This is a genomic window from Homoserinimonas sp. OAct 916 (genome assembly GCF_003260275.1).
Taxonomy (GTDB): Bacteria; Actinomycetota; Actinomycetes; order Actinomycetales; family Microbacteriaceae; genus OACT-916.
The window spans coordinates 69,180-93,408 of record NZ_QJHB01000011.1 but is presented as its reverse complement, the minus strand read 5'-3'; the positions used below and the strand labels follow the sequence as shown (position 1 = coordinate 93,408).

The 24,229-nt window shown below is 64.9% G+C and carries 21 protein-coding genes; 12 read left to right on the top strand and 9 right to left on the bottom strand.

Annotated features, from left to right (window positions below; genetic code table 11):
- The first annotated feature begins 119 nt into the window (after positions 1-119).
- Positions 120-1,244 (top strand): bifunctional 2-methylcitrate synthase/citrate synthase, encoded by a 1,125-nt coding sequence (locus DL891_RS13730; protein WP_111721011.1) that lies wholly within the window; start codon positions 120-122, stop codon positions 1,242-1,244.
- A gap of 95 nt (positions 1,245-1,339) precedes the next feature.
- On the opposite strand, the gene DL891_RS13725 is transcribed toward DL891_RS13730, so the two are convergent.
- Positions 1,340-1,723, bottom strand: coding sequence for an META domain-containing protein (locus tag DL891_RS13725; protein ID WP_111721010.1), 384 nt, complete (start codon positions 1,721-1,723; stop codon positions 1,340-1,342).
- A gap of 225 nt (positions 1,724-1,948) precedes the next feature.
- On the opposite strand from DL891_RS13725, the gene DL891_RS13720 reads away from it, so the two are divergent.
- On the top strand, positions 1,949-2,506 hold the full coding sequence (locus tag DL891_RS13720; protein ID WP_111721009.1) for a thioesterase family protein: 558 nt from the start codon (positions 1,949-1,951) through the stop codon (positions 2,504-2,506).
- Positions 2,507-2,757: 251 nt separating this feature from the next.
- Positions 2,758-3,687, top strand: a complete 930-nt coding sequence (locus tag DL891_RS13715; protein WP_111721084.1) for a DNA-3-methyladenine glycosylase — start codon at positions 2,758-2,760, stop codon at positions 3,685-3,687.
- 110 nt (positions 3,688-3,797) lie between these two features.
- On the opposite strand, the gene DL891_RS13710 is transcribed toward DL891_RS13715, so the two are convergent.
- Genes DL891_RS13710 through DL891_RS13700 form a run of 3 tightly spaced genes read right to left on the bottom strand, consistent with a single transcriptional unit; the run spans position 3,798 to position 7,524 of the window.
- Positions 3,798-5,186: an FAD-binding oxidoreductase gene (locus tag DL891_RS13710; protein WP_111721008.1), complete on the bottom strand. Its 1,389-nt coding sequence runs from the start codon at positions 5,184-5,186 to the stop codon at positions 3,798-3,800.
- A 40-nt stretch (positions 5,187-5,226) separates the two neighbouring features.
- The gene (locus DL891_RS13705) at positions 5,227-6,831 is read right to left on the bottom strand and encodes an NAD(P)/FAD-dependent oxidoreductase (RefSeq protein WP_111721007.1); all 1,605 of its coding nucleotides are present in this window, start codon (positions 6,829-6,831) and stop codon (positions 5,227-5,229) included.
- 9 nt (positions 6,832-6,840) lie between these two features.
- A complete protein-coding gene (locus DL891_RS13700; protein WP_111721006.1) occupies positions 6,841-7,524 on the bottom strand; it encodes a TetR/AcrR family transcriptional regulator in 684 nt (227 codons plus the stop codon).
- Positions 7,525-7,901: 377 nt separating this feature from the next.
- On the opposite strand from DL891_RS13700, the gene DL891_RS13695 reads away from it, so the two are divergent.
- The 6 genes from DL891_RS13695 to DL891_RS13670 are packed head-to-tail and all read left to right on the top strand — an operon-like array spanning position 7,902 to position 13,664.
- On the top strand, positions 7,902-9,119 hold the full coding sequence (locus tag DL891_RS13695; protein WP_198668911.1) for an ABC transporter substrate-binding protein: 1,218 nt from the start codon (positions 7,902-7,904) through the stop codon (positions 9,117-9,119).
- Complete coding sequence (locus tag DL891_RS13690; protein WP_198668910.1) at positions 9,116-9,931, top strand: ABC transporter ATP-binding protein; 816 nt, start codon at positions 9,116-9,118, stop codon at positions 9,929-9,931. The genes DL891_RS13695 and DL891_RS13690 overlap by 4 nt, the downstream gene beginning before the upstream one ends.
- Positions 9,928-10,662: an ABC transporter ATP-binding protein gene (locus tag DL891_RS13685; RefSeq protein ID WP_111721004.1), complete on the top strand. Its 735-nt coding sequence runs from the start codon at positions 9,928-9,930 to the stop codon at positions 10,660-10,662. Before DL891_RS13690 ends, DL891_RS13685 begins: the two co-directional genes overlap by 4 nt.
- A 1-nt stretch (position 10,663) precedes the next feature.
- Positions 10,664-11,557: a branched-chain amino acid ABC transporter permease gene (locus DL891_RS13680; protein WP_111721003.1), complete on the top strand. Its 894-nt coding sequence runs from the start codon at positions 10,664-10,666 to the stop codon at positions 11,555-11,557.
- A complete protein-coding gene (locus tag DL891_RS13675) occupies positions 11,557-12,630 on the top strand; it encodes a branched-chain amino acid ABC transporter permease (RefSeq protein ID WP_111721002.1) in 1,074 nt (357 codons plus the stop codon). The genes DL891_RS13680 and DL891_RS13675 overlap by 1 nt, the downstream gene beginning before the upstream one ends.
- Positions 12,631-12,635: 5 nt before the next feature.
- Positions 12,636-13,664 carry an acetamidase/formamidase family protein gene (locus tag DL891_RS13670; RefSeq protein WP_111721001.1) on the top strand — a complete coding sequence of 343 codons (1,029 nt, stop codon included), beginning with the start codon at positions 12,636-12,638 and terminating at the stop codon, positions 13,662-13,664.
- Positions 13,665-13,741: 77 nt separating this feature from the next.
- On the opposite strand, the gene DL891_RS13665 is transcribed toward DL891_RS13670, so the two are convergent.
- Together DL891_RS13665 and DL891_RS13660 are read right to left on the bottom strand one after the other, a co-directional pair.
- Entirely contained in the window at positions 13,742-14,287 is a 546-nt protein-coding gene (locus DL891_RS13665; protein WP_111721000.1) for a DoxX family protein, read from the bottom strand.
- Positions 14,288-14,526: 239 nt separating this feature from the next.
- Positions 14,527-15,501: a LysR substrate-binding domain-containing protein gene (locus DL891_RS13660; protein ID WP_111720999.1), complete on the bottom strand. Its 975-nt coding sequence runs from the start codon at positions 15,499-15,501 to the stop codon at positions 14,527-14,529.
- A gap of 140 nt (positions 15,502-15,641) precedes the next feature.
- Here DL891_RS13660 and DL891_RS13655 point away from each other — a divergent pair, with 140 nt between their 5' ends.
- Together DL891_RS13655 and DL891_RS13650 are read left to right on the top strand one after the other, a co-directional pair.
- A complete protein-coding gene (locus DL891_RS13655) occupies positions 15,642-19,268 on the top strand; it encodes a bifunctional proline dehydrogenase/L-glutamate gamma-semialdehyde dehydrogenase (protein WP_111720998.1) in 3,627 nt (1,208 codons plus the stop codon).
- Positions 19,269-19,448: 180 nt separating this feature from the next.
- On the top strand, positions 19,449-20,837 hold the full coding sequence (locus tag DL891_RS13650; protein WP_111720997.1) for a DUF2252 domain-containing protein: 1,389 nt from the start codon (positions 19,449-19,451) through the stop codon (positions 20,835-20,837).
- Between the two features lie 130 nt (positions 20,838-20,967).
- Here the strand turns inward: DL891_RS13650 and DL891_RS13645 are convergent, their stop codons facing one another.
- Positions 20,968-21,405: an Lrp/AsnC family transcriptional regulator gene (locus tag DL891_RS13645; RefSeq protein WP_111720996.1), complete on the bottom strand. Its 438-nt coding sequence runs from the start codon at positions 21,403-21,405 to the stop codon at positions 20,968-20,970.
- Positions 21,406-21,561: 156 nt separating this feature from the next.
- Between DL891_RS13645 and ddaH the strand changes: the two genes are divergently transcribed.
- The gene (gene ddaH / locus DL891_RS13640) at positions 21,562-22,401 is read left to right on the top strand and encodes a dimethylargininase (protein ID WP_232819188.1); all 840 of its coding nucleotides are present in this window, start codon (positions 21,562-21,564) and stop codon (positions 22,399-22,401) included.
- A gap of 222 nt (positions 22,402-22,623) precedes the next feature.
- Here the strand turns inward: ddaH and DL891_RS13635 are convergent, their stop codons facing one another.
- Entirely contained in the window at positions 22,624-23,598 is a 975-nt protein-coding gene (locus tag DL891_RS13635; protein ID WP_111720994.1) for an NAD-dependent epimerase/dehydratase family protein, read from the bottom strand.
- Complete coding sequence (locus DL891_RS13630) at positions 23,595-24,077, bottom strand: TlpA disulfide reductase family protein (protein ID WP_111720993.1); 483 nt, start codon at positions 24,075-24,077, stop codon at positions 23,595-23,597. The genes DL891_RS13635 and DL891_RS13630 overlap by 4 nt, the downstream gene beginning before the upstream one ends.
- Positions 24,078-24,229: the final 152 nt, after the last annotated feature.

The following is a 24,229-nucleotide window of genomic DNA, read 5'->3' as shown; positions in this document are numbered from 1 at the left end:
TCCGGGCCGCCCCCCTGATCCAACCTGTGTTGAACTGAACTGAACTGAACTGAACTGAACTGAACTGAACTGAATCGAACTCAGCTGAACGCACCGCCCGCACCGACCGAAGGAGCCTCATGAGCGACGCAACAATCCACAAGGGACTCGCGGGCGTGACCGTCGATGTGACCGCGATCTCCCGGGTGAACCCCGAGACCAACTCGCTCACCTACCGCGGCTACCCGGTGCAAGAGCTGGCAGCGCAGTGCTCCTTCGAACAGGTCGCCTATCTGCTCTGGCACGGTGAGCTGCCCACCGATGCCCAGCTGGCCGAATTCGAAGCCCTCGAGCGATCGATGCGCCTGCTTGACCCGCGCACCAGGCGCATCATCGACGAGTTGCCCCTCGATGGTCATCCGATGGACGTCGTGCGCACCGCGATCAGCGTGATCGGCGGCACCGACTCCAGCTTGGAAGAACCCGACGGTATCCTCGATCCGGCGAAGAACCTGGAACGGTCGACCTATCTGATGGCACAACTGCCGGCGATCGTTGCCTACGACCAACGTCGTCGCCACGAGTTCGAGCTGATCGAGCCGCGCTCCGACTTGAACTATGCCGAGAACTTTCTTTACATGACCTTCGGCGAGGTGCCGCCCGCCGACGTGGTCGATGCGTTCCGCGTGTCGCTCGTGCTCTACGCCGAGCACTCGTTCAACGCGTCGACCTTCACCGCCCGTGTGATCGCCTCAACCCTTGGTGACCTGTACTCGGCAGTGACCGGTGCGGTCGGTGCCCTCAAGGGGGCATTGCACGGCGGCGCGAACGAGGCGGTCATGCACACGTTCCAGGAGATCGGCACGGCCGATCTGGTTGCCGATTGGCTGGATGACGCCCTCGCAGACAAGCGCAAGATCATGGGCTTCGGCCACCGGGTGTACAAGAACGGCGACTCGAGAGTTCCAACGATGAAGGCCGCGTTGGACTCGCTGGCCGAGCACCACGACCGGGCCGATCTGATCGAGCTGTATGACGCGTTGGAGGCGGCGATGCTCGAGAGGAAGAACATCTTGCCCAACCTCGACTACCCGTCGGGCCCGGCCTACCACCTGATGGGCTTCGACACCGAGACCTTCACCCCGTTGTTCGCAGCAGCACGGGTGACCGGCTGGACGGCGCACATCATGGAGCAGTACGCGTCGAACGCGCTGATCCGGCCCCTCAGCGCCTATACCGGCGTCGACGAGCGTCACCTCCTGTAACGCCGGGTCGTGTAATCAGGCCGATCAGTGTGCGCGGTTGTCACCCCCCCCCGCAGCGCCGCAATCGGAGTGCCGTCTACCTCATGCTCAAGTGACTATTTGGCGTCGCTCGCAAGGGTTCCAATCGTGGCGCCATCAGCATTGGAAATCGTCATCGTGGTACCGGAGATCGTTGCTGAGGCGGCACCCTTCAGCCAGTCGTCCACTCCCTCGCAGAACATCATCGTCGAGGCGAGAGCCGGCATCTTCACCGTGTCGCCGTCTTGCTCCCAGCTGCCCGTGAGGCGGTTGCAGCCATCGGAGCCGTGTACGGTGCCGTCGTCGACGAACTCAAGGTTCGGCTGGCCCTCAGTCTGTGAGCCCCAGGCGCCGACGGGGGAGGGGGAGCCTGCTCCGGAGCCGGACGAGGCGGCGCAGCCGGTCAACCCGAAGCAGAGGACTGCGACCGCTGCGATGCCGATGATCGTACGTTTACCCATGATGTGGTCCTTGCTTCGTTGGAAGTCGGGAGTGCGGACACTCGCGTGAGGCTCGCGCGGCCAGAGAACCGGTGGGTAATGACAATACCCTGCTCAGCGCGGCAATCGATGCCGGTAACCTGCGAATCCGATGTGCGAAACCCCACGTGTGGTGTCGCGGGTGCCGGACCGGCGGATGTTCACGACCTACAACAGAAGTGCCCCGAGGCTGTGCCTGCGACTAGCATGACGCACGTGCACTTGATCTTTCGAACCCTCTTTCGCCTCGTGCGTCCCATCCGCGGCCGAAAGCTCGATCATTTCGATGTCTGTGAGACGAGCTTCAGAGTGTTGCCGACCGATCTCGATGTGCTCCGGCACATGAATAACGGCGTCTACCTGTCGATACTCGACCTCGGCCGATTCGACTTGCTGCGGCGAAGCGGTGTCTGGGCGATCCTGCGCAAGCACGGCTGGTACCCGGTCATCGCGTCAGAAACAATCACATTTCGCAAGTCGTTGGAGCTGTGGCAGGCGTTCACCGTTCAGTCACGCCTGACCGGCTTCGACGACAAGGCGGTTTATGTGGAGCAGCGCTTCGTGCGCAACGGCGAGATCTATGCCCAGGCGCTCATCAGGGCGCGTTTCCTGAAGAAGAGTGGCGGTACGGTCCCTATTGGCGACCTCGTCGACGCTGTGGGCGACACGGGCCAATGGCCAGAGCTGCCCGAGTGGGTGGTGCGATGGGGCACTGATGTCGCGCTGCCACCCACGCGTGCCGAGGCGCCTAGTATCTGGAAGTAATCTGTGGCCGGCCGGAGTCGAGCTGGCGACACAGGATCTGGTTCGGGTCATTTCGTTACACCCGTTGCGCAGCGATCGGTGCGATCTCGGCTGTAGACGATGGTGCTTTCGTGCTGTCAGCGGAAAGCCGTAGTCTGACGGGGATGAACCCCACAGCCGAAGGCCAGACGGCCGGATTCGAGACGGAGTCGCGCATGCCCGGGGTGACCGCACGAACCGCTGAGGGGGCAACCGCGTATCCCGACAATGACGTGACGGGGGAGAGTTCGGCACCCCTGACCAGCGCCTATCGGCCGGCGCGCGGGGTTGATCTGCGAATCACGCTGGCACCGCTGGCACGCGGACGGTACGATCCGACCTTCCAATGGCACCAGACCGGTGCCTGGCTCACACGAGACACGCCTCTAGGCGCGGCCACTCTGCGCTTACAGCAGCAGCGCGATGGCGTCACGGCCGTCGCGTGGGGGAAGGGTGCCGAGCACGCATTGGCGGCCGTTCCGGAGCTGTTGGGCAGCGGCGATGACGACAGTGGGTTCGATGTGTCCGACAATCCTTTCCTCGCCGATGCCCGTCGCCGTACCCCCGGGCTTCGTCTCGTGCGTACCGGCCGCGTGTTCGACAGCCTGGCCGCGGCGGTCATCGAGCAGAAGGTGACCACGGTCGAGGCATGGCGGGCATGGCGCACCCTCGTGAGGGCCCACGGCGAGGCCGCACCGGGCCCAGCGCCCGAGGGCATGCGGGTCTGCCCGTCGCCGGCCGCGTGGAGCCGCATCCCGAGCTGGGAGTGGCACCGGGCCGGAGTCGATCCGCGCCGCTCACGCACCGCGATGCTTGCAGCGAAAGTGGCCCCGTCGCTCGAACGCACGACTGCGCTCGGGCGGGGAGGTTCGCTGGTGCATTCGCGGCTGAGATCGATCCCAGGGGTCGGAGTGTGGACCGCGGCAGAGACGAGCCAACGCGCTCACGGAGATCCCGACCAGGTCAGTGTCGGCGACTTTCACCTCCCGGCGATCGTCGGCTGGGCGCTGGTCGGCGAGCCGGTCGACGACGACGGCATGCTCGAACTCCTGGAGCCGTGGGAGGGCCATCGCCAACGCGTGATGCGCCTGATCATGGCGAGCGGCTTTCGCAAGCCGCGCTTCGGCCCGCGCCTCACCATTCAGGACCACCGTCACCACTGAACGCGCTGTTCCCCGCCAAAGCTCCCACCGCCCGGCGAAGGGTCAGGTTCGGCACCACAATGCACCAGTATGGCGCTGATTCTGGCCCCTCGGCGCAGAAGTGACCTGGATCAGAACGGGAGCGCGAACACGCTCGTGGGGTCATACTGGCTGCGAACGCCCGCCAATCGCGTCGAGGTGGCGGGTGGCCAGATGCTCGCAAGGCGCTCCATGCTCATTGGCCCGGCGAAGTTCACGTTCGACTCGACACTGGTCCACGGCTCGACGGCGGCGAACATTCCGGCTGCTACCCCGGGTATGACGTGCTCGAACAACTCCGGAACCGGCGCACCGACGGTGTAGCAGGTGTACGCGGCGCCACGGCCGCCAGCCGCATCACCAGCCTCCGGCGCACGAGCCATTGCCCCACCGAGATGGCGACATTCGACCACCAGCAACGGAACCTCGGTTCCTGCTCCGACCTGGCTCAGCAACGCAGTGACGAACTCCTGGTCGATGTCAGCGAGCAGCACGCCACGCTCCCACGCCGGCAGCGGTCCATCGGGATCGGAGTGAATCAGCTTCAGCTCGGAGGTCGGCAATTCGCCGACCAGGTCGAGGTAGACGGGTGCCGCCTGGCGCAGCGGGGTCAGGATGCGTTCGGCCTCCGCGGCCCGCTCGTCGGTACCCGTGCCCTCCTCGCCGACGTAGGCGAACCGCAGGTGCAGCAGAAACTTTCCGCGCAATGGGGGCGGAGCCATCTCCAAGTCCGGAAACCGGATGAGGGCGACTGATGAACTGACCGAGTCCGAAACATTTTTCGTCCAGTCGGCCCAGGCGCGGAAGGCCGCCTCGATGTGCTCGGTGTCGAAGAACAGTCCCCCGCCGTACACACTGGTCAGTGGAAGGAGTTCGGTGCGCATCTCGGTGACGACGCCGAGCCCCCACTTGCCGCCTTTGAGCGCCCAGAAGAGATCCGGGTTTTCGGTGATGCTCGCCGCGACCGCCTCGCCGTCGGCGGTCACCACCCGGAATGAACGCACCCAGTCGCAGGCGAATCCAAAGGTGCGGCCGACCGGGCTGAGTCCGCCACCCATCGTGAAGCCGACTGCCCCGACGTCTGGAGTGGAGCCGGAGATCGGCATGAGGCCGTACTCGGCTGCGGCCGCCACCACCGGGGTCCAGCGTGCGCCGGCGCCGATCGTGGCAATGCGTGCAACGGGGTCGATCGTTACGGAGTTCATCCGATGCGTGAGCACCAGCACGCCGTGAGTCAGCCCCTGGGCCGCCCCATGGCCGGTCGCCTGTGCGAAGACAGGCAGGCTGCGAGCCGCGGCGAAACGCACCGCGGCTTGGACATCGGCTTCGTTTGTGGCTCCAACCACGAAGTCGGGATTGTGCATGGTGATGGCGTTGAAGCCGGCAGCCTCGGCGGCCAGGCCGTCGTCACCGCGCTGAAAGACGGGCCCTCGAACTGTGGACTGCAGTTCGTCGAGGGCAGAATCATGGATTGTGCTCATGTGCCGAACGCTACGCCTGCAGATTACTCCGCAACAGGGGTCAGCTCTCGAGAACCGCCATAGCCGCGTTGTGGCCTGCGATCGCGCTGACCGCTCCGCCACGCACCGCGCCGGAGCCGCAGAGCAGGATGCGCGGATGCCTGGTCGCCACGCCCCAGCGTTCGGCCGGGGTCTCGAGCCTCGCGTCGTCCTCGGCAAAGGGCCAGTCGAGTGGGCCGTGGAAGATATTGCCGCCCGGCATGTTCAACGCCTCTTCGATATCGAGGGTGGTCTTGGTTTCGATGCACAGCTCGCCGTGGGCGTCTGTCATCAGAACGTCTTCGATCGGCTCTGCCAGAACCGAATTCAGCGAATCGAGCACTGCCTGCTGGTAGCGGGCGCGCATGTGATCGTTGTTCTCGGCTGTGAGCAGCCGGTCGGGAGCGTGCAAACCGAACACGGTCAGTGTGTGTGCCCCGCTGGCGGCCAACTCGGGGGAGAGGATGGACGGATCGGTCAGCGAGTGGCAGTAGATCTCGCACGGCAGAAGACGCGGGATACCGCCCGCCTCTGCTTCATCGTGGGCCGTCTGCAGCTGGGTGTAGGTCTCGTTGATGTGGAAGGTTCCGCCGAAGGCCGCTTCGGGGGCGACGGTCGTATCCAACAGGCGAGGCAGCCGCTTCAGCATCAGGTTCACCTTTACCTGCGCGCCCTCGGGGCGCACGATTGCCGAAGCATCCGCGCCAGAGGCCTCGGCCGGGGATGGCTCGTTGGCGGCCCCTTCGGCCAGCAGCTGCTCCAGAATGTAGGGCGCAACATTGGCCAGTACGTGCCGGGCGGTCACCTCGTGTTCGACTCCGTCGAGCGTGTAACGAACGTGGCCGTCTGGTGTCACCCGGGTGACGGTGGCGTCTGTGACCAGCGTGGCGCCCGCCTCCGTCGCGGCATTCGCCAGCGCGCCGGTCACCGCACCCATGCCGCCGACCGGAACATCCCAGTCGCCGGTCTGGTTGCCGATCACGTGGTACAGAAAGCATCTGTTCGCGTCGAGCGAGGGGTCGTCGGCCGACGTGAACGTGCCGATCAGGCCGTCGGTCAGCACAACGCCGCGCACCAGGTCGTTTGTGAATCGGGCGGTGATTGTCTCGCCCAGGGGGCGTTCGAACAGGGCCGCGAACAGGGCGTCGTCTGCGAGCAGGCGCCTCACCTCGGAGCGGGTCGGCAACGGTTCGAGCACCGTCGGAAACAGGGCTTGCGCGACCCGGGCGGTGTCTGAGTAGAACGCGTGCCAGGCCTCGATGTCTTCGGCGGCGCCGACCCGGATGAAGGAGTCCTGGGTGGCGTCGTCGTCGCCGTGGTCGACGAGCAGCCCGGTGCCCGGATGCCCGGGGTCGGGCGTGTACGACGAGTAGCGCCTGCGCGCAAGCTCCACGTCGAGCTTCAAGTCCTCGATGATGCGCTTCGGCAGCAGGCTGACCAGGTAGGAGTATCGGGAGAGACGGGCATCCACGCCCTCGAAGGCCCACGCCGAGACCGCCGCACCGCCGGTGTGGTCGTCTCGTTCCAGGAGCAACACATTCTTGCCCGCCTGGGCGAGGTAGGCGGCGGCGGCCAAGCCATTGTGCCCGCCACCCACAATCACGACATCAGGGGAAGTTTTGGTCATGCTCTGAGCTTATGTCGTGGGTTGCCGCTTGGTGTCGTCCTCTGCCGAAGCGCGGCTCTCGATCGCGTCGAGAAGCAGCTCGACACTGAACAGGAATGCCGCGTTCGTCTCGGGATAGATGGTCGGCGCTGCGGCAGCCGCGCTGGGGAACTGTTCTGGGCTCAGCGCCGCATAGATCCGCCGCTGCTCATCGCGCAGCGACTCGGTTGTGAGCCAGGGGGAGAATGCGGCGACCAACCCGTTGCCGACGGTGTGGTTGTAGATCGTCTGGTGGAACAGGCCGATCTCGGCATCGGGCACGCCGGCACGGATCAGCTCGCGGACGGTCCATTCGGTCAGATGGAACAGCTGAGGCTCGTCGTCTGGTTGCCCGGCCATGGCTTGCGCGAGGCCTTCGTTGCGCCGATAGATCCACCACCAGGCCGACATGAGGTCGCGCAGGTTGTCGCGCCAGGACCGCGCGGGATCGGGTTCGGGAATCGCGACGAACAACTCGTTGATGAGGGCGGAGAGTAGGGCGCCCTTGTTGCGGAAGTGTCGATACATTGCGGTGGCGTCCACCCCAAGTTCGCTCCCCAGCCGTCGGAGCGTCAAGGCCCCCAGCCCCTCTTGATAAAAGATTTCTCGTGAGGTCTCGAGGATCACTTCGCGGTCGAGATGCACCTGTCGGCGACCTTCTGTCCCGGGGGCCATGCGGTCCACCTCCTTCGTTGGAGTAGTTATTGACTACTCTCTCATTTAACGCATGCGAGCGTTCGCAGCGCCGGCCGGGCGGTGCGTGCGCACGGTTCCGTGACCGATCGCCGCACATTTTTGAGGCCGGTGGAGCGGCACTGATTGCTGTCACGACGCCGTGACCGGCCGTTCCCTCGGCGACAGCAGCAGACTCGCAAACGGTGCCTGTGCGCGGGCGAACACCCATCTCATCACATTTTAGTCACCGTTGATGTCAACGCGTTGACATCAACGGTGACTTCTGTCAGAGTACCGATACAATCACTTCCCCTCCCCCTGCTCCACGCGCACCCGGCGCGACAGGCCGAGCCGGCGGGACCTCAACGAGGAGCGTCATGAAAAAGAAAGTTCTGGGCGTCGCCACCGTCGCCCTTCTTGCGATGGGTCTCACCGCGTGCGGTGCGAACCCGGCGGCCGATCCCGCACCGGCCCCGGATGCCACGGCAGCAGGAAGCGACTCCGAGATCGTCATCGGTGCCTCGCTGTGCCTCACCGGAATCCAGTCGCCGCTTGACGAGCCGATCCTTCGCGGCGCCCAACTGGCCGTGGACGAGATCAACACCAACGGGGGAGTGCTCGGCAAGCAGCTGAAGCTCGTCAACCTCGACGGCAAGAGCGACCCGGTGGTCGTCGGCAACAACGGTGAGCAGCTCACCGCGCAGGGCGCGGCCGCGATCATCACCCCGGCCGACTTCGACTTCGGTGGCCCGGCCAGCCGCGCCGCCCAGGCCGCAGGGATCGTCGGGATCTCTCCCGGCGCCTCCTCGCCGCTGTTCGGTGCTGCCACGCTCGGCGACAAGCAGTTCACCCTGTCCATGTGGAACACCACGATGGGTGCGGCTGCAGCCGAGTGGGCGTACAACGAGCGCGGGCTGAAGAAGGCCTACGTGGTCACCGACTCGTTCATCGACTACACCACGTCGCTCAGTGAGTACTTCATCGAATCGATGGAGCACCAGGGTGGCACCATCGTCGGACAGGACACCTACACGCAGGGCGACCAGAACTTCTCGGCCCAGCTGCAGCGACTCAAGACTGCCGGCAGCGACGCAGACGTCATCTTCGTCTCGAGTTACATGCCTGACCTGGGCCTGATCATTCGCGACATCCGTGCCGCGGGGATCGACACCCCGATCTTCGGTGGCGATTCGTACGACGACCCCGAGCTCGCCAAGGTGCTGGGTGCGGAGTTCGGCAACGACATCACCTATGCGACGCACGCCTACCTGAGCGAGGAGGCCAGCGCGTTGGTGCCGGACTTCCTGTCGCTGTACGAGAAGGCGCACGGCGAAGAGCCCGACACCGCCCTGGTCGCCAACGGCTATGACACCGTGAACGTGCTCGCGCAGGCAATGGAAGCCGCCGGTTCGACCGACGGCGCTGCAGTCGCCGCGAAGATGACCTCGATGAAGTTCGAGCTGCTCACCGGAAACCTGACCTGGTCGGCCGAGACCGGAAACGAGCCCCAGAAGGAAGCCGTCCTGGTCTCCCTCGACAAGGGTGAGCCGAAGTTCAACGGTTGGTTGATGCCGCAGTGGGTTCCCGCGGCATGAGTGAAGTCCTTATGAGCGAGAGGCTCGCCGCAGACGGCATTGTGATGAACTTTGCCGGCCTCCGCGCGCTGGACCAGGTGAGCCTCTCGCTCGGCAGGCACGAAATCGTCGGCTTGATCGGACCAAACGGTTCGGGAAAGACGACCCTGGTCAACGTGCTTGCCGGAGCGTTGAAGCCCAACGCCGGCAGTGTACGAATCGACGGAGAGGACGTCACGGCGTTTCCTCCCCGTCGGATCGCCCGGCACGGGCTGGTGCGCACCTTTCAGACGGTGCGGCTGTTCGGCACGATGAGCGTTTTCGAGAATGTGCAGCTCGGCGCACTCGGCGCCGGTCTTCGCCGGAGCAAGGCAACCACCATTGCGAACGAGCTCATCGAGCTCTTCGAGATCGAGGATCTCCGCGACGTCTCATCGGATGCGCTCTCGTACGGCCAGAAGCGAATCGTCGAGATTCTCAGATCCCTGGCGACCGGATGCAAATATTTGTTGCTCGATGAGCCGGCCGCCGGCCTCAACGAGGAGGAGAGCGAGCACCTGCTGGGCCAGCTCACCTCGATTCCCGAGAAATTCGGCTGCGGCCTGTTGATCATCGATCACGACATGAACCTGATCATGCGGCTGTGTCACCGCCTGCATGTGCTGAACCAGGGGAAGACGATCGCTGAGGGCACGGCGGATGAGATTCGTGCCAACCCGACGGTCGTCGAGGCCTACCTCGGCAGCCAGGCGACAGCGGGTGCCGACGCCGCAGCGAACCCCACAGCAGCGAACCCCACAGCAGCGAACCACACAGTAACGGAGCGTTCATGAGTCTCCTCGAACTGAGCAACGTCCACGTTCGATACGGGGCGATCACGGCCCTGAAGGGTCTCGACCTCCGGGTCGAGCAGGGGGAGCTGGTGGCGCTGGTCGGCTCCAACGGTGCGGGCAAGACCACCACACTTTCGGCCATCGCTGGGGTGCACAAGGCATCGACCGGCTCGATCGTCTTCGACGGCAAACCGATTCACGCGAAGCGAAGCGCCGACATCGCCCGGCGTGGCATCGCACTCGTACCCGAGGACCGCGGGATCTTTCCCAGTCTGACGATCGAGGAGAACCTGCGCCTGGGATCGTACCTGGTACGCGACAAGAAGACCGTTGCCGATGAGCTCGATCGCGTCTTCGACCGCTTCCCGATTCTGAAGGAACGGGCCGGCCAGGGTGCAGGCACCCTCTCAGGAGGCGAGCAGCAGCAGCTGGCTATCGCGCGAGCGCTGCTCTCCCAGCCCCGACTGCTGATGCTCGACGAGCCGTCGCTCGGGCTGTCGCCGACTCTGGTCGACCGGATGTTCGAGATCATCCAACAACTCCACGAAGAGGGAGTCACCATACTTCTCGTCGAGCAGAACGTGACGCGCGCACTGGCTCTCGCCAATCGGGCCTACGTCTTGACCACGGGCAGCCTGACCGCCAGCGGAACCCCACAGGAGATCATGGACTCAATCGACATCACCGCCGCGTATCTGGGCGGCGTGCAAGTGGCCGGAACGGAAGGCTGACGTGGACGGTGTGCTTCAGTTCATTCTGAACTCCTTGAGCCTGGGCAGCGTGTACGCGCTGTTCGCCCTCGGCCTGATCATGGTCTTCGGCATTCTCAAACTGGTCAACTTCGCCTACGGCGAGCTGATCATGGTGGCCGGTTACACCTGGTTCGTACTGCAGGGCACCCTGTTGCCGCTGGTGGTCGTCGTGCTGGTCGCCATTGTGGTCGCCGCTTTCACCAGCGTGGTGACGGAACGCGTGGCGTTCCGACCGGTTCGATCGAACTCGATGAATGCCATGTTGATCACCTCGTTCGCCGTCAGCACCCTGCTGCAGAACTCGGCCCTGGTCTTCGTCTCACCGCGTGCCCGCGCCGTGGATGTTCCGGTCTTCTTCCACACCAACATCAATCTGGGTGGGGTGCAGATCTCGGTCTCCAACGTCGTGGTGATCCTGGTCAGCACGTTGACTCTCATCGGTTTGCTCGTGCTGATGCAGAAGACCCGTTTGGGGATCACCCTGCGCGCGGCCGCCGATGACTTCCGCATGCTCCAACTGCTCGGGGTGCGCGCCGACCAGGTGATCGTGTCGGCCTTCGCCATCAGTGGTGTGCTGGCCGGGATCGCCGGTTTCCTCTGGATCAGCCGAATCGGGTCGGTGTCGCCGACCGTTGGCATGGCGCCGCTGCTGATCGCATTGATTGCGATCGTGGTGGGGGGCATGAACAGCCTCTCGGGCGCCATTGTCGGCGGCTTCTTCCTCGGTACCCTGACGATCGCACTGCAGTTGCTCCTGCCCCAGGACATGCTCGCATTCCGCGACGCCGTCATCTTCGCCGTCGTCATCCTGGTTCTGGTCTTTCGCCCACAGGGCATTGTCAAGGGTCGCTTCGCGACAGAGAGAATTGGCTGATGAAGATGCCTTCCTTCGCCGTCACCGGCCGAAAGCTGCTTCCCCTCATTGGAATCATCGTCGTCTTCGGCGTGATCGCGGTGATCACCACGATTCTCGGAATTCCGTTGCTGGACCGCATCATGACGATCATGTTCATCAACCTGATCATGGTGCTCGGATTGCAGATGTTCATGGGCAACTCGGGGCTCCTGTCGTTCGCCCACGTCGGCTTCATGGGGATCGGCGCGTATGCGTCGGCGCTGTTCTCCATCCCGGTCGCGGCGAAGGCGATGTCGCTTCCCGCCCTCTACCCGGCGTTGGCCGGAATCGAGATGGGCTTCTTTCCGGCGATGATGTGCGGTGCGCTGATTGCGGCGGCGTTCGCTGCGATCGTGGGCTATCCGCTGATGCGACTGTCGGACACGGCGTCGGCGATCGCCTCGTTCGCACTGCTGGTGATCGTGCACGTCGTGCTCTCCCAGTGGAGCGCCATCACCAACGGTCCGCGCACGCTGTTCGGGCTGCTGAAGTACACCGACCTCTGGACCGCCGTCACATGGGCGCTGATCATTCTCGTCGTGGCGTTCCTGTTCAAGGAGTCGTCGCTCGGCATGAAGCTCCGGGCCTCGCGTGACAACGTGCACGCCGCATCCGCCATCGGCATCAACGTCGTGCGGGCGCGCTGGCTCGCGTTCACGATCTCCGCGTTCGTCTGCGGGATGTCCGGGGCGCTGTGGGCGCATTTCATCACTTCGTTCCAGCCCGGCGCCTTCTACATGACCCAGACGTTCATCGTGCTGACCATGCTGATCGTGGGCGGGCCGCGCACCGTCACGGGAACGGCAATCGGCGTGCTGTTGGTGACCATCGCCACCGAAGGGCTCCGCGCGATGGAGAACTCGTTCAGCGTGAGCGGCGTTCTGCCGTTCGAGACCGTCGGGATGACGGAGATCCTGCTCGCGATCCTGCTGATCTTCATGCTCGCATTCCGCCCCGGTGGTCTGGTGCAGACCATCGAACTGGGGGCCAGGCGCCGAGTCCGAGCTGCAGCCATCGACACTTCAGAAGCCGAGCTCAGCAGAAAGGCATGAGAAACATGAAAACACTTAATTTCGAGGTGGCCGCAGACGTCGACCCCGCACAGCTGGTCTACACATTCGGTGGCGCCCAGGCGAAGGCCGAACTGAAGCCGGGAACCGTGGTCTCCACGTCGACCCTGGACTGCTTTGCGGGCATGATCACCGAGGCCGGGGTGAAACCGTCGGCGCTGATCGACCCCCGCTACCTCAACCCGCAGACCGGCCCGTTCTACATCGAGGGCGCAGAGCCGGGCGACACTCTCGCCATCCATTTCATCAGCATCGAACCACGCTTCGACTGGGGGGTGAGCACCACCGTGGAGTTCTTCGGGGCATTGACCGGAACCCACGACACCGCCCTGCTCCAAGACCCGTTACCCGAGAACACCTGGTTCTACGATCTCGACACCGAAAAGCGGCTGGTGCACTTCCAGGCTCTCGGCAGCGATCTCCGCCTGCCGCTGCCCTTGGACCCCATGCACGGCACGGTCGGGGTTGCGCCCGCCCTCGGAGAGGTGCGCTCCGCACTGGCTCCGGGCAACTGGGGCGGCAACATGGACACACCGGAGATGCGGGCGAAGACCACCTGCTACCTGGGAGTGAACGTTCCCGGCGCCCTGTTCAGCCTGGGAGACGGCCACGCCCGCCAGGGTGAGGGTGAGACCTGTGGGGTGGCGGTGGAGTGTGCGATGGACACCGTGTTCATCGTCGAACTGATCAAGGGACAGGCGCCGGCCTGGCCGCGGATCGAGACCGACGAGTACCTGATCACCACCGGTTCGACGAAGCCTCTCGAAGACGCCTTCCGGATCGCGAATGTCGAAATGGTGAACTGGGTCTCCGAACTTCTCGAGATCGGCACCATGGATGCGTACCAGCTGGTCTCTCAGACCTGCTTGAGCCCGGTGGCCAACGTTGTGGATACCGTCTACACCATGGTCTGCAAGGTTCCCAAGGCGCTGCTCGGCGAAACAGCGGCCGCGGCATTCGGTGGAGCTCACCAGAAGCTGCGCGAGAAGGCTGCCGAGTGGAGCGCGCAGAAGTAGCGTCGCACCCCGGACGCAGCATCGTCGAACCACACGGGAGAGGCAGGTGGCGGCCAGGTAGATCTGGCCGCCCACCATCACGGCGTGGGGCCCCGATTCGGTGATGGCGCTGGCTCCGGGGGGTTGTCGGGTGACGTCGGGGCGCGTTCTCCCAGTTTGATGGCTACGGCCGACGAGACGATGCCCACCGTCAGGGCGGCCAGCGCCCAGCCAGCACCGGCGTGAATTCGCCCACGGGCCGCATCCAGAGAAAGCCGCCCGGGCCCGGCGTCGACCAGTGCGGTCAGGCCGGCCACGTTCACGGCGTTCAATTCCCACCCGCGGTTCGAGTTCCACGGGCCGTTCTTCCAATGCACCTTGCGCACGGCGGTGACCATCACGCTGGTCAACCCCGCCGCGGCCAAGGGGGTTGCAAGCCCGAGGACCAGCAGAACTCCACACCCGGCTTCGGTCGCGCCCGCGATGATCGCGTTGCGACGCACCGGTCGCATGTTGACAGCAGCCATCATCGTGTCGGTGCCTTCAAGCCCGGAGCCACCGAACCAGCCGAACAGTTTCTGCGTTCCGTGGCCGATGAACAGTGAGCCGATGGTGACGCGAAGCGCGAGTCGTCCCAGATCCATTGGTGCCTCCTGACCTCTCACCTCCACGCTAGGCTCCGGGGTCGACTGCGAACAGGAGCATTTGTGAGTGAGTGTCTCACGAGTCCGGAAGGATAATTGCCCCCGGCTCCACTTCGCTCAGTGGTCACGAGTCCAGGACGTGGGCGGAGCCCGGCGACAGAGTGGCTCCGCGGCACTGTGCTCCTGAACTTTTAGTGGGCGGTGCGAGGCTGCACACGGGGGCACGTCAGCGGGCGAGGTCAGCGGGCGAGGTCAGTGGGTGTCGGCATCATCGCGACCGAGCGGGCGAGCGCATCGCGCACAGCGAGCACGCCGGGCCGCTTGGCGCTGGCACGCCGTGCGGCCGAGAAGACTGTGCGCCAGGGCGAATCCGGCAGTGGCACCAGTCGCACGCTCGGCTTCTCGCCCGACCAGACCAGGTCGGGCAGGATGCCCACAGCGTTGCCCGATTCGATCAGCCGGATGTGCGCCACCAGGTCGGCCGTCTCGAATCGCACATCCGGTTCGAATCCGGCTTGCCGGCACAGTTGGGCGGCCCAGGCCCGGCTCGCGGTTCCGGCGGGCTCCATCACCCACGGCAGGTGGGCGGCGTCGGCCAGGGAACTGATCTGGCGCTGGGGGTTCGTCGGCAATGTGCCTGCCGCGGCCGCGATGCTCGGCAGCGCAGGCCGACCACCGAGCTGCCCAGGAACGGCAAGGCGCAGGGTGTCAGAGACCAGGTTCACGCGGTCGAGGTCCGACCGGTACGCCCTCGTGTGCCCCGGGTACTGCTCGGCCAGTACCAGATCGAAGTCTCTCGCCGAAACCGCGAACAGTCCTTCTTCGGGCTCGCGCTCGACGATCTCCACCCGCAACTGTGGGTATTTTTCGGCCAGTAGCGTGAGCGCGTGCGGAATCACGGCGTGCGCGGCCGACTGGAAGACGGCCACGCGTACGGTGCCCGAAACCGCGTGCAGCGAGGCTGTCATCTCGGACTCCGCCCGCTCCAGACGGTCGAGAATGCGCTGGGTGTGCGCCACCAGAATCTCGGCCTGCGGCGTCAACTGCACTCGCCGGCCCGCCTTCTCCAGCAGTTTCACCCCGGCCTCCTTCTCGAGCAGGGCGAGTTGTTGCGAGACGGAGGAGGGTGAATAGGAGAGGGCCTCGGCCACCGCCGCAAGCGTGCCGCGCACCGCCAATTCGCGCAACAGGCGCAGCCGGCGAACATCGAGCACGAGACCATTCCAATCAATCGGTGAAGCTAATCAATACTCATCATAAAGCATCGCTTTATCTAATCGAAGACCTCCGCCATGATTGCCGTAGGCGGGCATGCCTGCCGCCGATGTTCCTGTGCGCCGAAAGGGCGATTTCCATGACTGTTTCCACTGACAAGGCCACTCCGGCCGACGGCGCCGCAGTGCGCCCGATCGATCTCGCCGACGAGACCATAGCGCTCGTGCAACGCTGGTTGAAAGAGAGCACGGAGTTCCCGGTGGATGCCGCGGGCCAGCGCTTGGCGGGTGTGCTCAAAGACCCCAATGGCCTGGACTTCACCGTCGGGTTCGTCGATGGGGTGGCCCGCCCCGAGGATCTGTTCGTGGCCGGCTATGCCCTGCAGGGCCTGACCGACAAGACACCGAAATTTCTCCCCTGGTACATGCGATCCGCGATCAAGGTCGGCGGCGTGCTCGGCCCGGTCATCCCCTGGATCGTCGTACCGGCGGCTCGCTTCGTGTTGCGCCAAATGGTTGGCCACCTGGTCGTTGACGCCACTCCGCAGAAACTCGGCCCGGCAATTGCGAAGCTGCGCGAGGACGGCGCCCGACTCAACCTCAACCTGCTCGGCGAAGCCGTTCTCGGCGAGAAGGAGGCGAACCGTCGTCTCGAGGGCACCCGCAAGCTGCTCGCCCGTGACGACGTCGACTACGTGTCGATCAAGGTGTCGTCGATCGTCAGCCAGATATCGATGTGGTCGTTCGAAGACACCCTTGAGCGGGTGGTCGAGAAGCTGACCCCGCTCTACGAGCTCGCCGCTTCCTCGGGCACCGGTGCATCCGGCAACTCCAAGTTCATCAACCTCGACATGGAGGAGTTCCACGACCTCGACCTGACCATCGAGGTGTTCGAGCGGATCCTCGACAAGCCCGAACTGCTCAATCTCGAGGCAGGCATCGTGTTGCAGGCCTACCTCCCTAACGCCCTCGGAGCCCTCCAGCGCATCACCGCGTGGTCGAAGGCCCGCCGTGCCCGGGGCGGAGCCCCGGTGAAGGTGCGTGTGGTCAAGGGAGCGAACCTGCCGATGGAGCAGGTGGACGCCTCGCTGCACGGTTGGCCACAGGCCACCTACACGCGCAAACAAGACAGTGACACCAACTACAAGCGCGTGCTGAACTGGGCGTTCACCCCGGAGAACATCGATGCTGTGCGCATCGGTGTCGCCGGCCACAACCTGTTCGACGTCGCGTTCTCGCACCTGTTGGCGTTGAAGCGCGGCGTGACCGACGGCGTCGAATACGAGATGCTGCTGGGAATGGCGACCGGACAGGCCGCCGCTGTCAAGCGCGACGTCGGCCAGTTGCTGCTGTACACGCCGGTGGTCAACCCCTCCGAGTTCGACGTGGCGATCTCGTACCTGATCCGCCGTCTGGAAGAGAATGCCAGCCAGGACAACTTCATGTCGGCCGTTTTCGAGCTGGCCGATACACCCGCCCTCTTCGAGCGCGAGAAGAACCGCTTCCTCGCCTCCCTGACCGAGCTTGACCGGTGGGAGCAGACCGCGGGTGCCGATGAAGCCCCCGCGTCGCACCGGTTGCAAGACCGTGCGGCAGAGCGCACAGGCGGCCTGACCGACGGTTACTCCGGCTTCCGGCCGCAGGCCGAGGTCGTGGATGCCCAGGCCCCCGACGACCTCACCGGAGTGGTGATCGGCCTCAGCCGCGGTTCCAGCCCCGAGGCCCTGGTGCACGATGACGGGTTCCGTAACTCCGCCGAGACCGACCCCTCGATCGGCGTGAACCGTGAGTGGGGCATTGGGATCCTTGAGCGCTCCAAAGACACCCAGCTGGGGCTGGAGACCCTTGAGGCGTCGCGCATCGATGATGCTGGGATCTTGGATCGCGTGATCGACACGGTGACTCGCAGCGGCACCGAGTGGGGAAAGAAGACCGGTGCCGAGCGCGCCGAAGTCATCGACCGCGCGGGTATCGCCCTCGAGGCCAACCGCGCCCGTCTGCTTGAGATCATGGCGTTCGAGACCGGTAAGACGCTGGCCGAGGGCGACCCCGAGGTGAGTGAGGCGGTCGACTTCGCCCACTACTACGCGGCACGGGCACGCGAACTCGATGCCGTGCAGGGCGCGACGTTCCAGCCCTCCAAGCTGACCGTGGTCACGCCGCCGTGGAACTTCCCGGTGGCGATCCCCGCCGGCGGGGTGCTCGCCGCGCTCGCCGCAGGAAGCGGCGTGATCATCAAGCCGGCCAGCTTGGCGAAGCGCAGCGCTGCCGTGATGGTGGAGGCCCTCTGGGAGGCCGGTATCCCGCGTGAACTGCTTGCGTACGTCGACCTTGCCGATCGCTCTCTCGGGCAGCGTCTGGTTGCGCACGATGGTGTCGACCGGGTCATCCTGACCGGTGGATGGGAGACTGCGCAACTGTTCAAGTCATGGCGGCCCGACCTTCCCGTGCTGGCGGAGACGAGTGGCAAGAATGCCATCATCGTCACGCCCAGCGCCGACCTCGACCTGGCCGCCGCCGATGTCGTGAAGAGCGCCTTCGGCCACGCCGGCCAGAAATGCTCCGCGGCCAGCCTCGTGATCCTGGTTGGTTCGGTGAACAAGAGTGCCCGGTTCCGCAACCAGCTGATCGATGCCGCCACCACGCTGCAGGTCGGCTACCCGCAAGACCCCACCACCCAGATGGGCCCGATCATCGAGCCCGCCAAGGACAAACTGCTGCACGCGCTGACCACCCTCGGTGCGGGCGAGGACTGGGTCGTGAAGCCGCGCAAACTGGACGACTCCGGTCGGCTGTGGTCTCCGGGCATCCGCGACCACGTGCAGCCGGGCAGCTACTTCCACCTGACCGAGTTCTTCGGTCCGGTTCTCGGCATCATGCACGCCAAGGACCTCAGTGAGGCCATTCGCTTCCAGAACGCGATCGACTACGGTCTGACCGCGGGGCTCCACTCGCTTGACTCCGAAGAGCTAGGTGAATGGCTCGACACCATCCAGAGCGGAAACCTCTACGTCAACCGTGGCATCACCGGCGCCATCGTTCAGCGCCAGCCCTTCGGCGGCTGGAAGCGCTCCGCCGTGGGCGCCGGAACCAAGGCCGGCGGACCGAACTACCTCGTCGGTCTGGGATCCTGGGTTGCGGATAACTCCACGCACAGCAACACGCTGCACCTGCGCGGAATCGACCCGCTGGTGACCCAGATCATCGAGGCCAGCCAGTCCTCGCTCGAGTTCGACCAGTTCGAGACCCTGCGACGCGCCGCCCTCAGCGACACCGTGGCCTGGGCGAGTGAGTTCGGTGCGGTGAAGGACGCGTCGAACCTGCATGGCGAGCGCAACCTCCTGCGTTACCGGCGCATGCCGGTCACCGTGCGTCTGAATGAGGCGGGCGCGATGCACGACCTGTTGCGCGTCATCATCGCGGGTTGCCTGAGCCGCTCGGAGTTCAGCGTCTCGACGGCTGTGGCGCTGCCTGCCGGTGTGCAGCAGGTTCTCGATCAGCGCGAGATCCCCGTCACCGTTCAAACGGATACCGCGTGGCTCTCGAGAGCGACCTCCGCCGGGCTGACCGGTCGAGTGCGCCTGATCGGTGGTGGCGCCACCGAACTGGCCGCTGCGACCGGTGGCAACCCGGATGTCGCGATCTATGCCGGTGATGTGACGCCGGCCGGTCGGATCGAGTTGCTGCCGTTCCTGCACGAGCAGGCCATTTCGATCACGGCCCACCGCTTCGGCAACCCGAGCACGCTCTCTGACGGCGTCATCTGATCTGACGGCACGCCTGAAGAACGTCGCGGGGCCCTCGGGCCATTTCTCTAGAAATGGGTCGAGGGCCCCAGCATTTTTCCGGTGTTGCGTGGGGCGGCACGCGGCGTACCGAGTGCCCCGTGCGTGCGCTAATCTGTAGCCCACAGTGGTGGCTGGCCGCGCCGCAGAAAGAGGCATCCGATGGCGATCGAGATCCACCATGGATCTGACCTGTGGCCGATCGAGGTCACGACGCGCGATCAGCTGAAATCTGACGGGCGGGCACTTCGCAAACAGGTGTCCCGGCCCACCTTTGCCCGGTACGTGGCGCACGACCGCGACCCGCTGGCAATCCTGCAGGAGCAGAATGAGCGACGCGTACAGTCACTGATCCCCCTGCGGATGGGGCGCATGCTCGTGAGCCCGTTCACCTTCTACCGGGGATCGGCCGCCATCATGGCCGCCGATCTTGCCCACGCCCCCACCACCGGGATCGAGATCGTTGCCTGCGGCGACGCGCACCTCAGCAATTTCGGTTTCTTCGCCTCGCCCGAGCGAGACCTCGTGTTCGACCTGAACGATTTCGACGAGGCCAGCCTGGCGCCCTGGGAGTGGGATCTCAAACGATTGGTCACCAGCGTGGTGATCGGCAGCCGTGAATCCGGGCTCGATGAGGCCACCACCGTGGACGCGGCGCTCCAGACGGCGACCGCGTACCGGCTCAAGCTGCGTGAACTCGTGTCGCTCTCGGTGCTCGACCGTTACTATCACCGGTTGATGCTGGGCAGCGCGAGCGGCGACTTGAGCCCGCGCGCCCGAAAGGTTGTCGCCAAGGCGGAACGACAGGCGCACCGGCGCACTTCCGCGGCCTTCGTGCGCAAGGTGACGCGGGTGAACTCTGCCGGCGTCCGAGAACTGATCGAAGACCCGCCTGTGCTCACCCATGTGCCGGAGATGGCCGAGGAGAGGCTCACGGCTCTCTTCGAGAGATACCGGTCGACCGTGCCCGCGGATATCGCGTTGCTGTTATCGCAGTTCACGCTCACCGACCTGGCGATGCGAGTGGTCGGGGTGGGCAGCGTCGGAACGCGTTGCTACATCTTGCTGCTCACCGGCCCGAACAACGAGCCGCTCGTGCTGCAGGTCAAGGAGGCGCAGCCCTCCGTTCTGCGGGTGTACGGTCACCACGAACCGGTTCAGCCCGACGAGCGCATCCACGAGGGTCACCGTGTGGTGGCGAACCAGCGCATTCTGCAGGCCGTGTCGGATCCGTTCCTCGGGCACCTCCAGGTCGCCGGCCGGGACTTCTACGTGCGCCAGTTCCGCGACATGAAGTCATCGATCGATACGTCACGCCTGACTGCCGCTGAGTATGGCCGATACGGACAGGCATGTGCGCGGCTGCTCGCCCGCGGCCATGTGCAGAGCTCGAACTCACCGATGATCGCCGGGTACCTGGGCACCTCGCCGTCTTTCGACAGCGCAATGGTGGAGTGGGCCCTCGCGTACGCCGACCAATCTCTCGCCGATTACCGGATATTGAAGGCTGCCGTGGATTCGGGCGAGATCGAGGCGCTCGCCGTGCCGTGACGGCGCGCCGTACTTGTGTGGGGAGTGCCTGTGTGGGGAGTGCCTGTGTGGGGAGTGCTTGCGTGGGGAGCTCCTGTGCGAACGGTGCCGGCACGAGGAATGCACGCGCGAAGGGCGACGAGTGCCTGTTTCAGTCGCTGGCGCGCTGCACGAGGCGAGACAACACGATGGCACTCTCGGTATGGTCGATGTTCGGGCCTTTGCGCAACCGTTCGAGTGCGTGTTCGAGGCTTGGAATGTCGCGAGACCTGATCTGCACGATCGCGTCGGCCGAACCCGAAACCGTCCCCGCATAGATCACCTCGGGGATGGCCTGCAACATGCGCTTCAACTCTTCGGGGGACACCGTGCCGCGACAGAACACCTCGACGAACGCCTCTGTTCCCATGCCGTCGACCAAGGGATCGACCTGGATGGTGAAGGAGCGGATGATCTTCTCGGCGACCATCCTGTCGACGCGGCGTTTCACTGCGGAGGCCGACAGTCCCACCGTCTGCCCGATGTCGCCGTAACTGGCGCGGGCATTCTGCCGGAGAAGATCGAGAATATGGCGATCCAGGTTGTCCATTCGGCCAGCCTAGAGCCAAAACGTGCGTTCCGGGCGCAACCGCGCAGGAATGATGCGCCGGAGGGCGGGAAAGTTCTGGGATGACGTGTGATGCTGAAATCATCTGAGCCCGGAAGGAACCCCGCGATGCCCGCTGATGTGCTGCTTGAAACCGAAATGCCCGGTACCCGGCCGACCCGTACGCCCACGCCCCGGCACTACCTGATGTGTCGCCCCGATCATTTCACGGTCGAATACCGGATCAACCCGTGGATGGACCCCGACCAGCCGACCGACACGGCACTGGCGGTTCGTCAGTGGGAGTCTTTGCGCGACGCATATCTCGCCCTGGGGCACACCGTCGACCTGCTCGAGCCGGTGGCTGGCCTGGTCGACATGGTCTTCAGCGCAAACGGCGGTTTCGCCGTCGACGGCAAGGCGTACATCGCCAGTTTCGCTTACCCGCAGCGTCAGCCGGAGGCCGAGTCGTTTCGTCGCTGGTTCGCCGAGAATGATTTCGAGATCACCGAGCCCGAGAGTGTGAATGAGGGGGAGGGCGACTTCGCATACGTCGGCGGCGTGATCCTCGCCGGCCGCGGCTACCGCAGCACTGCGGGCAGCCACGCCGAACTGGAGAAGGTGTTTGACCGCGAGGTGCTCAGCCTCACCCTGGTCGACCCGCGCTTCTACCACCTGGATGTCGCGCTCACCGTGCTCGACTCCGAGCGTTCTGCCGGCCCCGGCCGCATCGCGTATCTGCCACACGCGTTCGACGACGCCAGCCGGGCCCTGCTCGCCGAGCGATTTCCCGATTCGATCATCGTCACCGATGAGGATGCCGAGATCCTCGCGCTCAACTCGGTCTCCGACGGGTTGAACGTGATGGTCGCCGCCGGCGCCGACGACTACATCCGGCAGCTGGCCGAGCACGGCTACCGGCCGGTTCCGCTCGATCTCTCCGAACTGCTGAAGGGTGGCGGCGGCATCAAGTGCTGCACGCAGGAGCTGCGCCGCTAGCTGACGTCGGTGCACAAGCCGCGCAGGTTGAGGGATCCGACGGAGGAGGATCGGCTCGAAGCCTTGGAACACCCCCGCAGGTTGAGGGATTTTGAGGAACGAAAAATCGTCTCGAAACCCCCACGTTCGAACCGCGGACGTCGGGGGCTTCGAGACGATTGCTGGCGCAATCCCTCAGCCAGCGGGATCCCAACCCCCGCGCTCAGCCCCGCGCCAGGCCCATCAGCGGGACAGGATTTCGAGGAGGGCCAGTTCGTCGTGTCGGCTCAGGCCGGATCGTCGTTCACGGTCAAGGCCGCACCGTTGCTCGTACTCGAGCGAGCCTATCAGCGTGTCATCAAGGCTCCGCAGCACGCCGCCGGCAGAAATGAACGCGGCATTGCTTCGTCTGGTGAATCCGCGGTCGACTTCGGGCAGCCACAGCGGCAGGGATCGGGGGCCCGCCCAGAAGTTGACGGCGTGTTCGATCAGCCACTCGTCGGGTGCCTCAATTGTGCGGCCAGAGTAGCCGGCAATTGTCGCCGCCCGATCCAGCGTCTCCTGCAGACCGTGCTGGTTGCCGACCACATTGAACGTGCCGGTGAGCCGACCGCGTCCGGCGGAGGCGACCCACGATGCCAGGTCCCGAACATCGACAACCTGAACGGTGCGCCCCTTCGTCGTGGGGGAGAGCACAGGTTCGGTATCGGCGAGAGCAAATCGACCGACCCAGTACCCGAACCTGTCGCTCGGGTCGCCTGGGCCGCCAATGAGTCCGGGGCGGGCAATGAGCAGCCGATCGCCAACGAGTTCCGTCGACACTTTTTCTGCAGCCACTTTCGCGTGCCCGTAGTCGGAGAGGTTCACAGCCACTACAACCTCTGCGGTTTCGTCAGCATGCGGCTCGGCATTCGACGAGTAGACAGAAACCGACGAGACCAGCGTCCAATGCGCGGCCTGTGAGGCCAGGGCCCGCAGGGCCCCGGTGACGAATCCCTGATCGTAGGACAACTCGATCACGTCATCCCACTCTTGCTGCTTGACGCGGTCATAAGCTTCTGGATCACTGCGATCAATGGCTTCCAGTGTTGCGCCAACAGGAGCAGACCCCGACGATCCCCGTGCGAGGCACGTCACTGCATTCCCGCTCGCGAGGAGCTGCGTGGCGATTTCTCGACCGAGCCAGGCGGTGCCGCCGAGGATCAGTGTTCGTCTCATGATGCGTCAGGATTGGCGTCGTGGTCCTCATCCAGCAGTCGGCCGAGAATCGAGCCGAGCGCGAGGTCGTCGATCTTGCCGAAGTGCGACAGACGAAGGCGACCCGCGCGATCGATGACCAACGTCGACGGTGTGCCCTGCAACTGGTATCGCTTCATCGTGACCGGCATGGCATCATTCTCGTGGCGGTCGATGCCGACAGGGAACTGGATGCCGAATTCGGCCAGGAACACCTTCAGCGCATCTGGGCCGGTGACCGCGTGATGCTCGAACACCGTGTGCAGGCCGATGACCGTCACGCCCTCCAGCATGCGGTGCACCTTCTGTGCCTGCGGCAAGCCGTAGTTGATGCATCCGGGGCAGAGCATCTGGAATGCTTCGATGAGTACTACCCGGCCGCGGAGTGATTCGAGCGGTGACGGCTCGCCCACCCACTCGGAGACGTCGAGTTCAGGGGCTAGATCACTGGTGTCGGTCATGACATCCACAGTAGGAGTTGCAGCGGGCTGACGGCAGGGTGACCCAAGGTTGTCATCGGGTACGGCTTTGTTCCTACCGGCCCTGGGGCAGCGGCACTGCTCACGGCTATTTCGCTCGCGGAGACAATCGCTCGGCCTAACCGCGAAGAGAA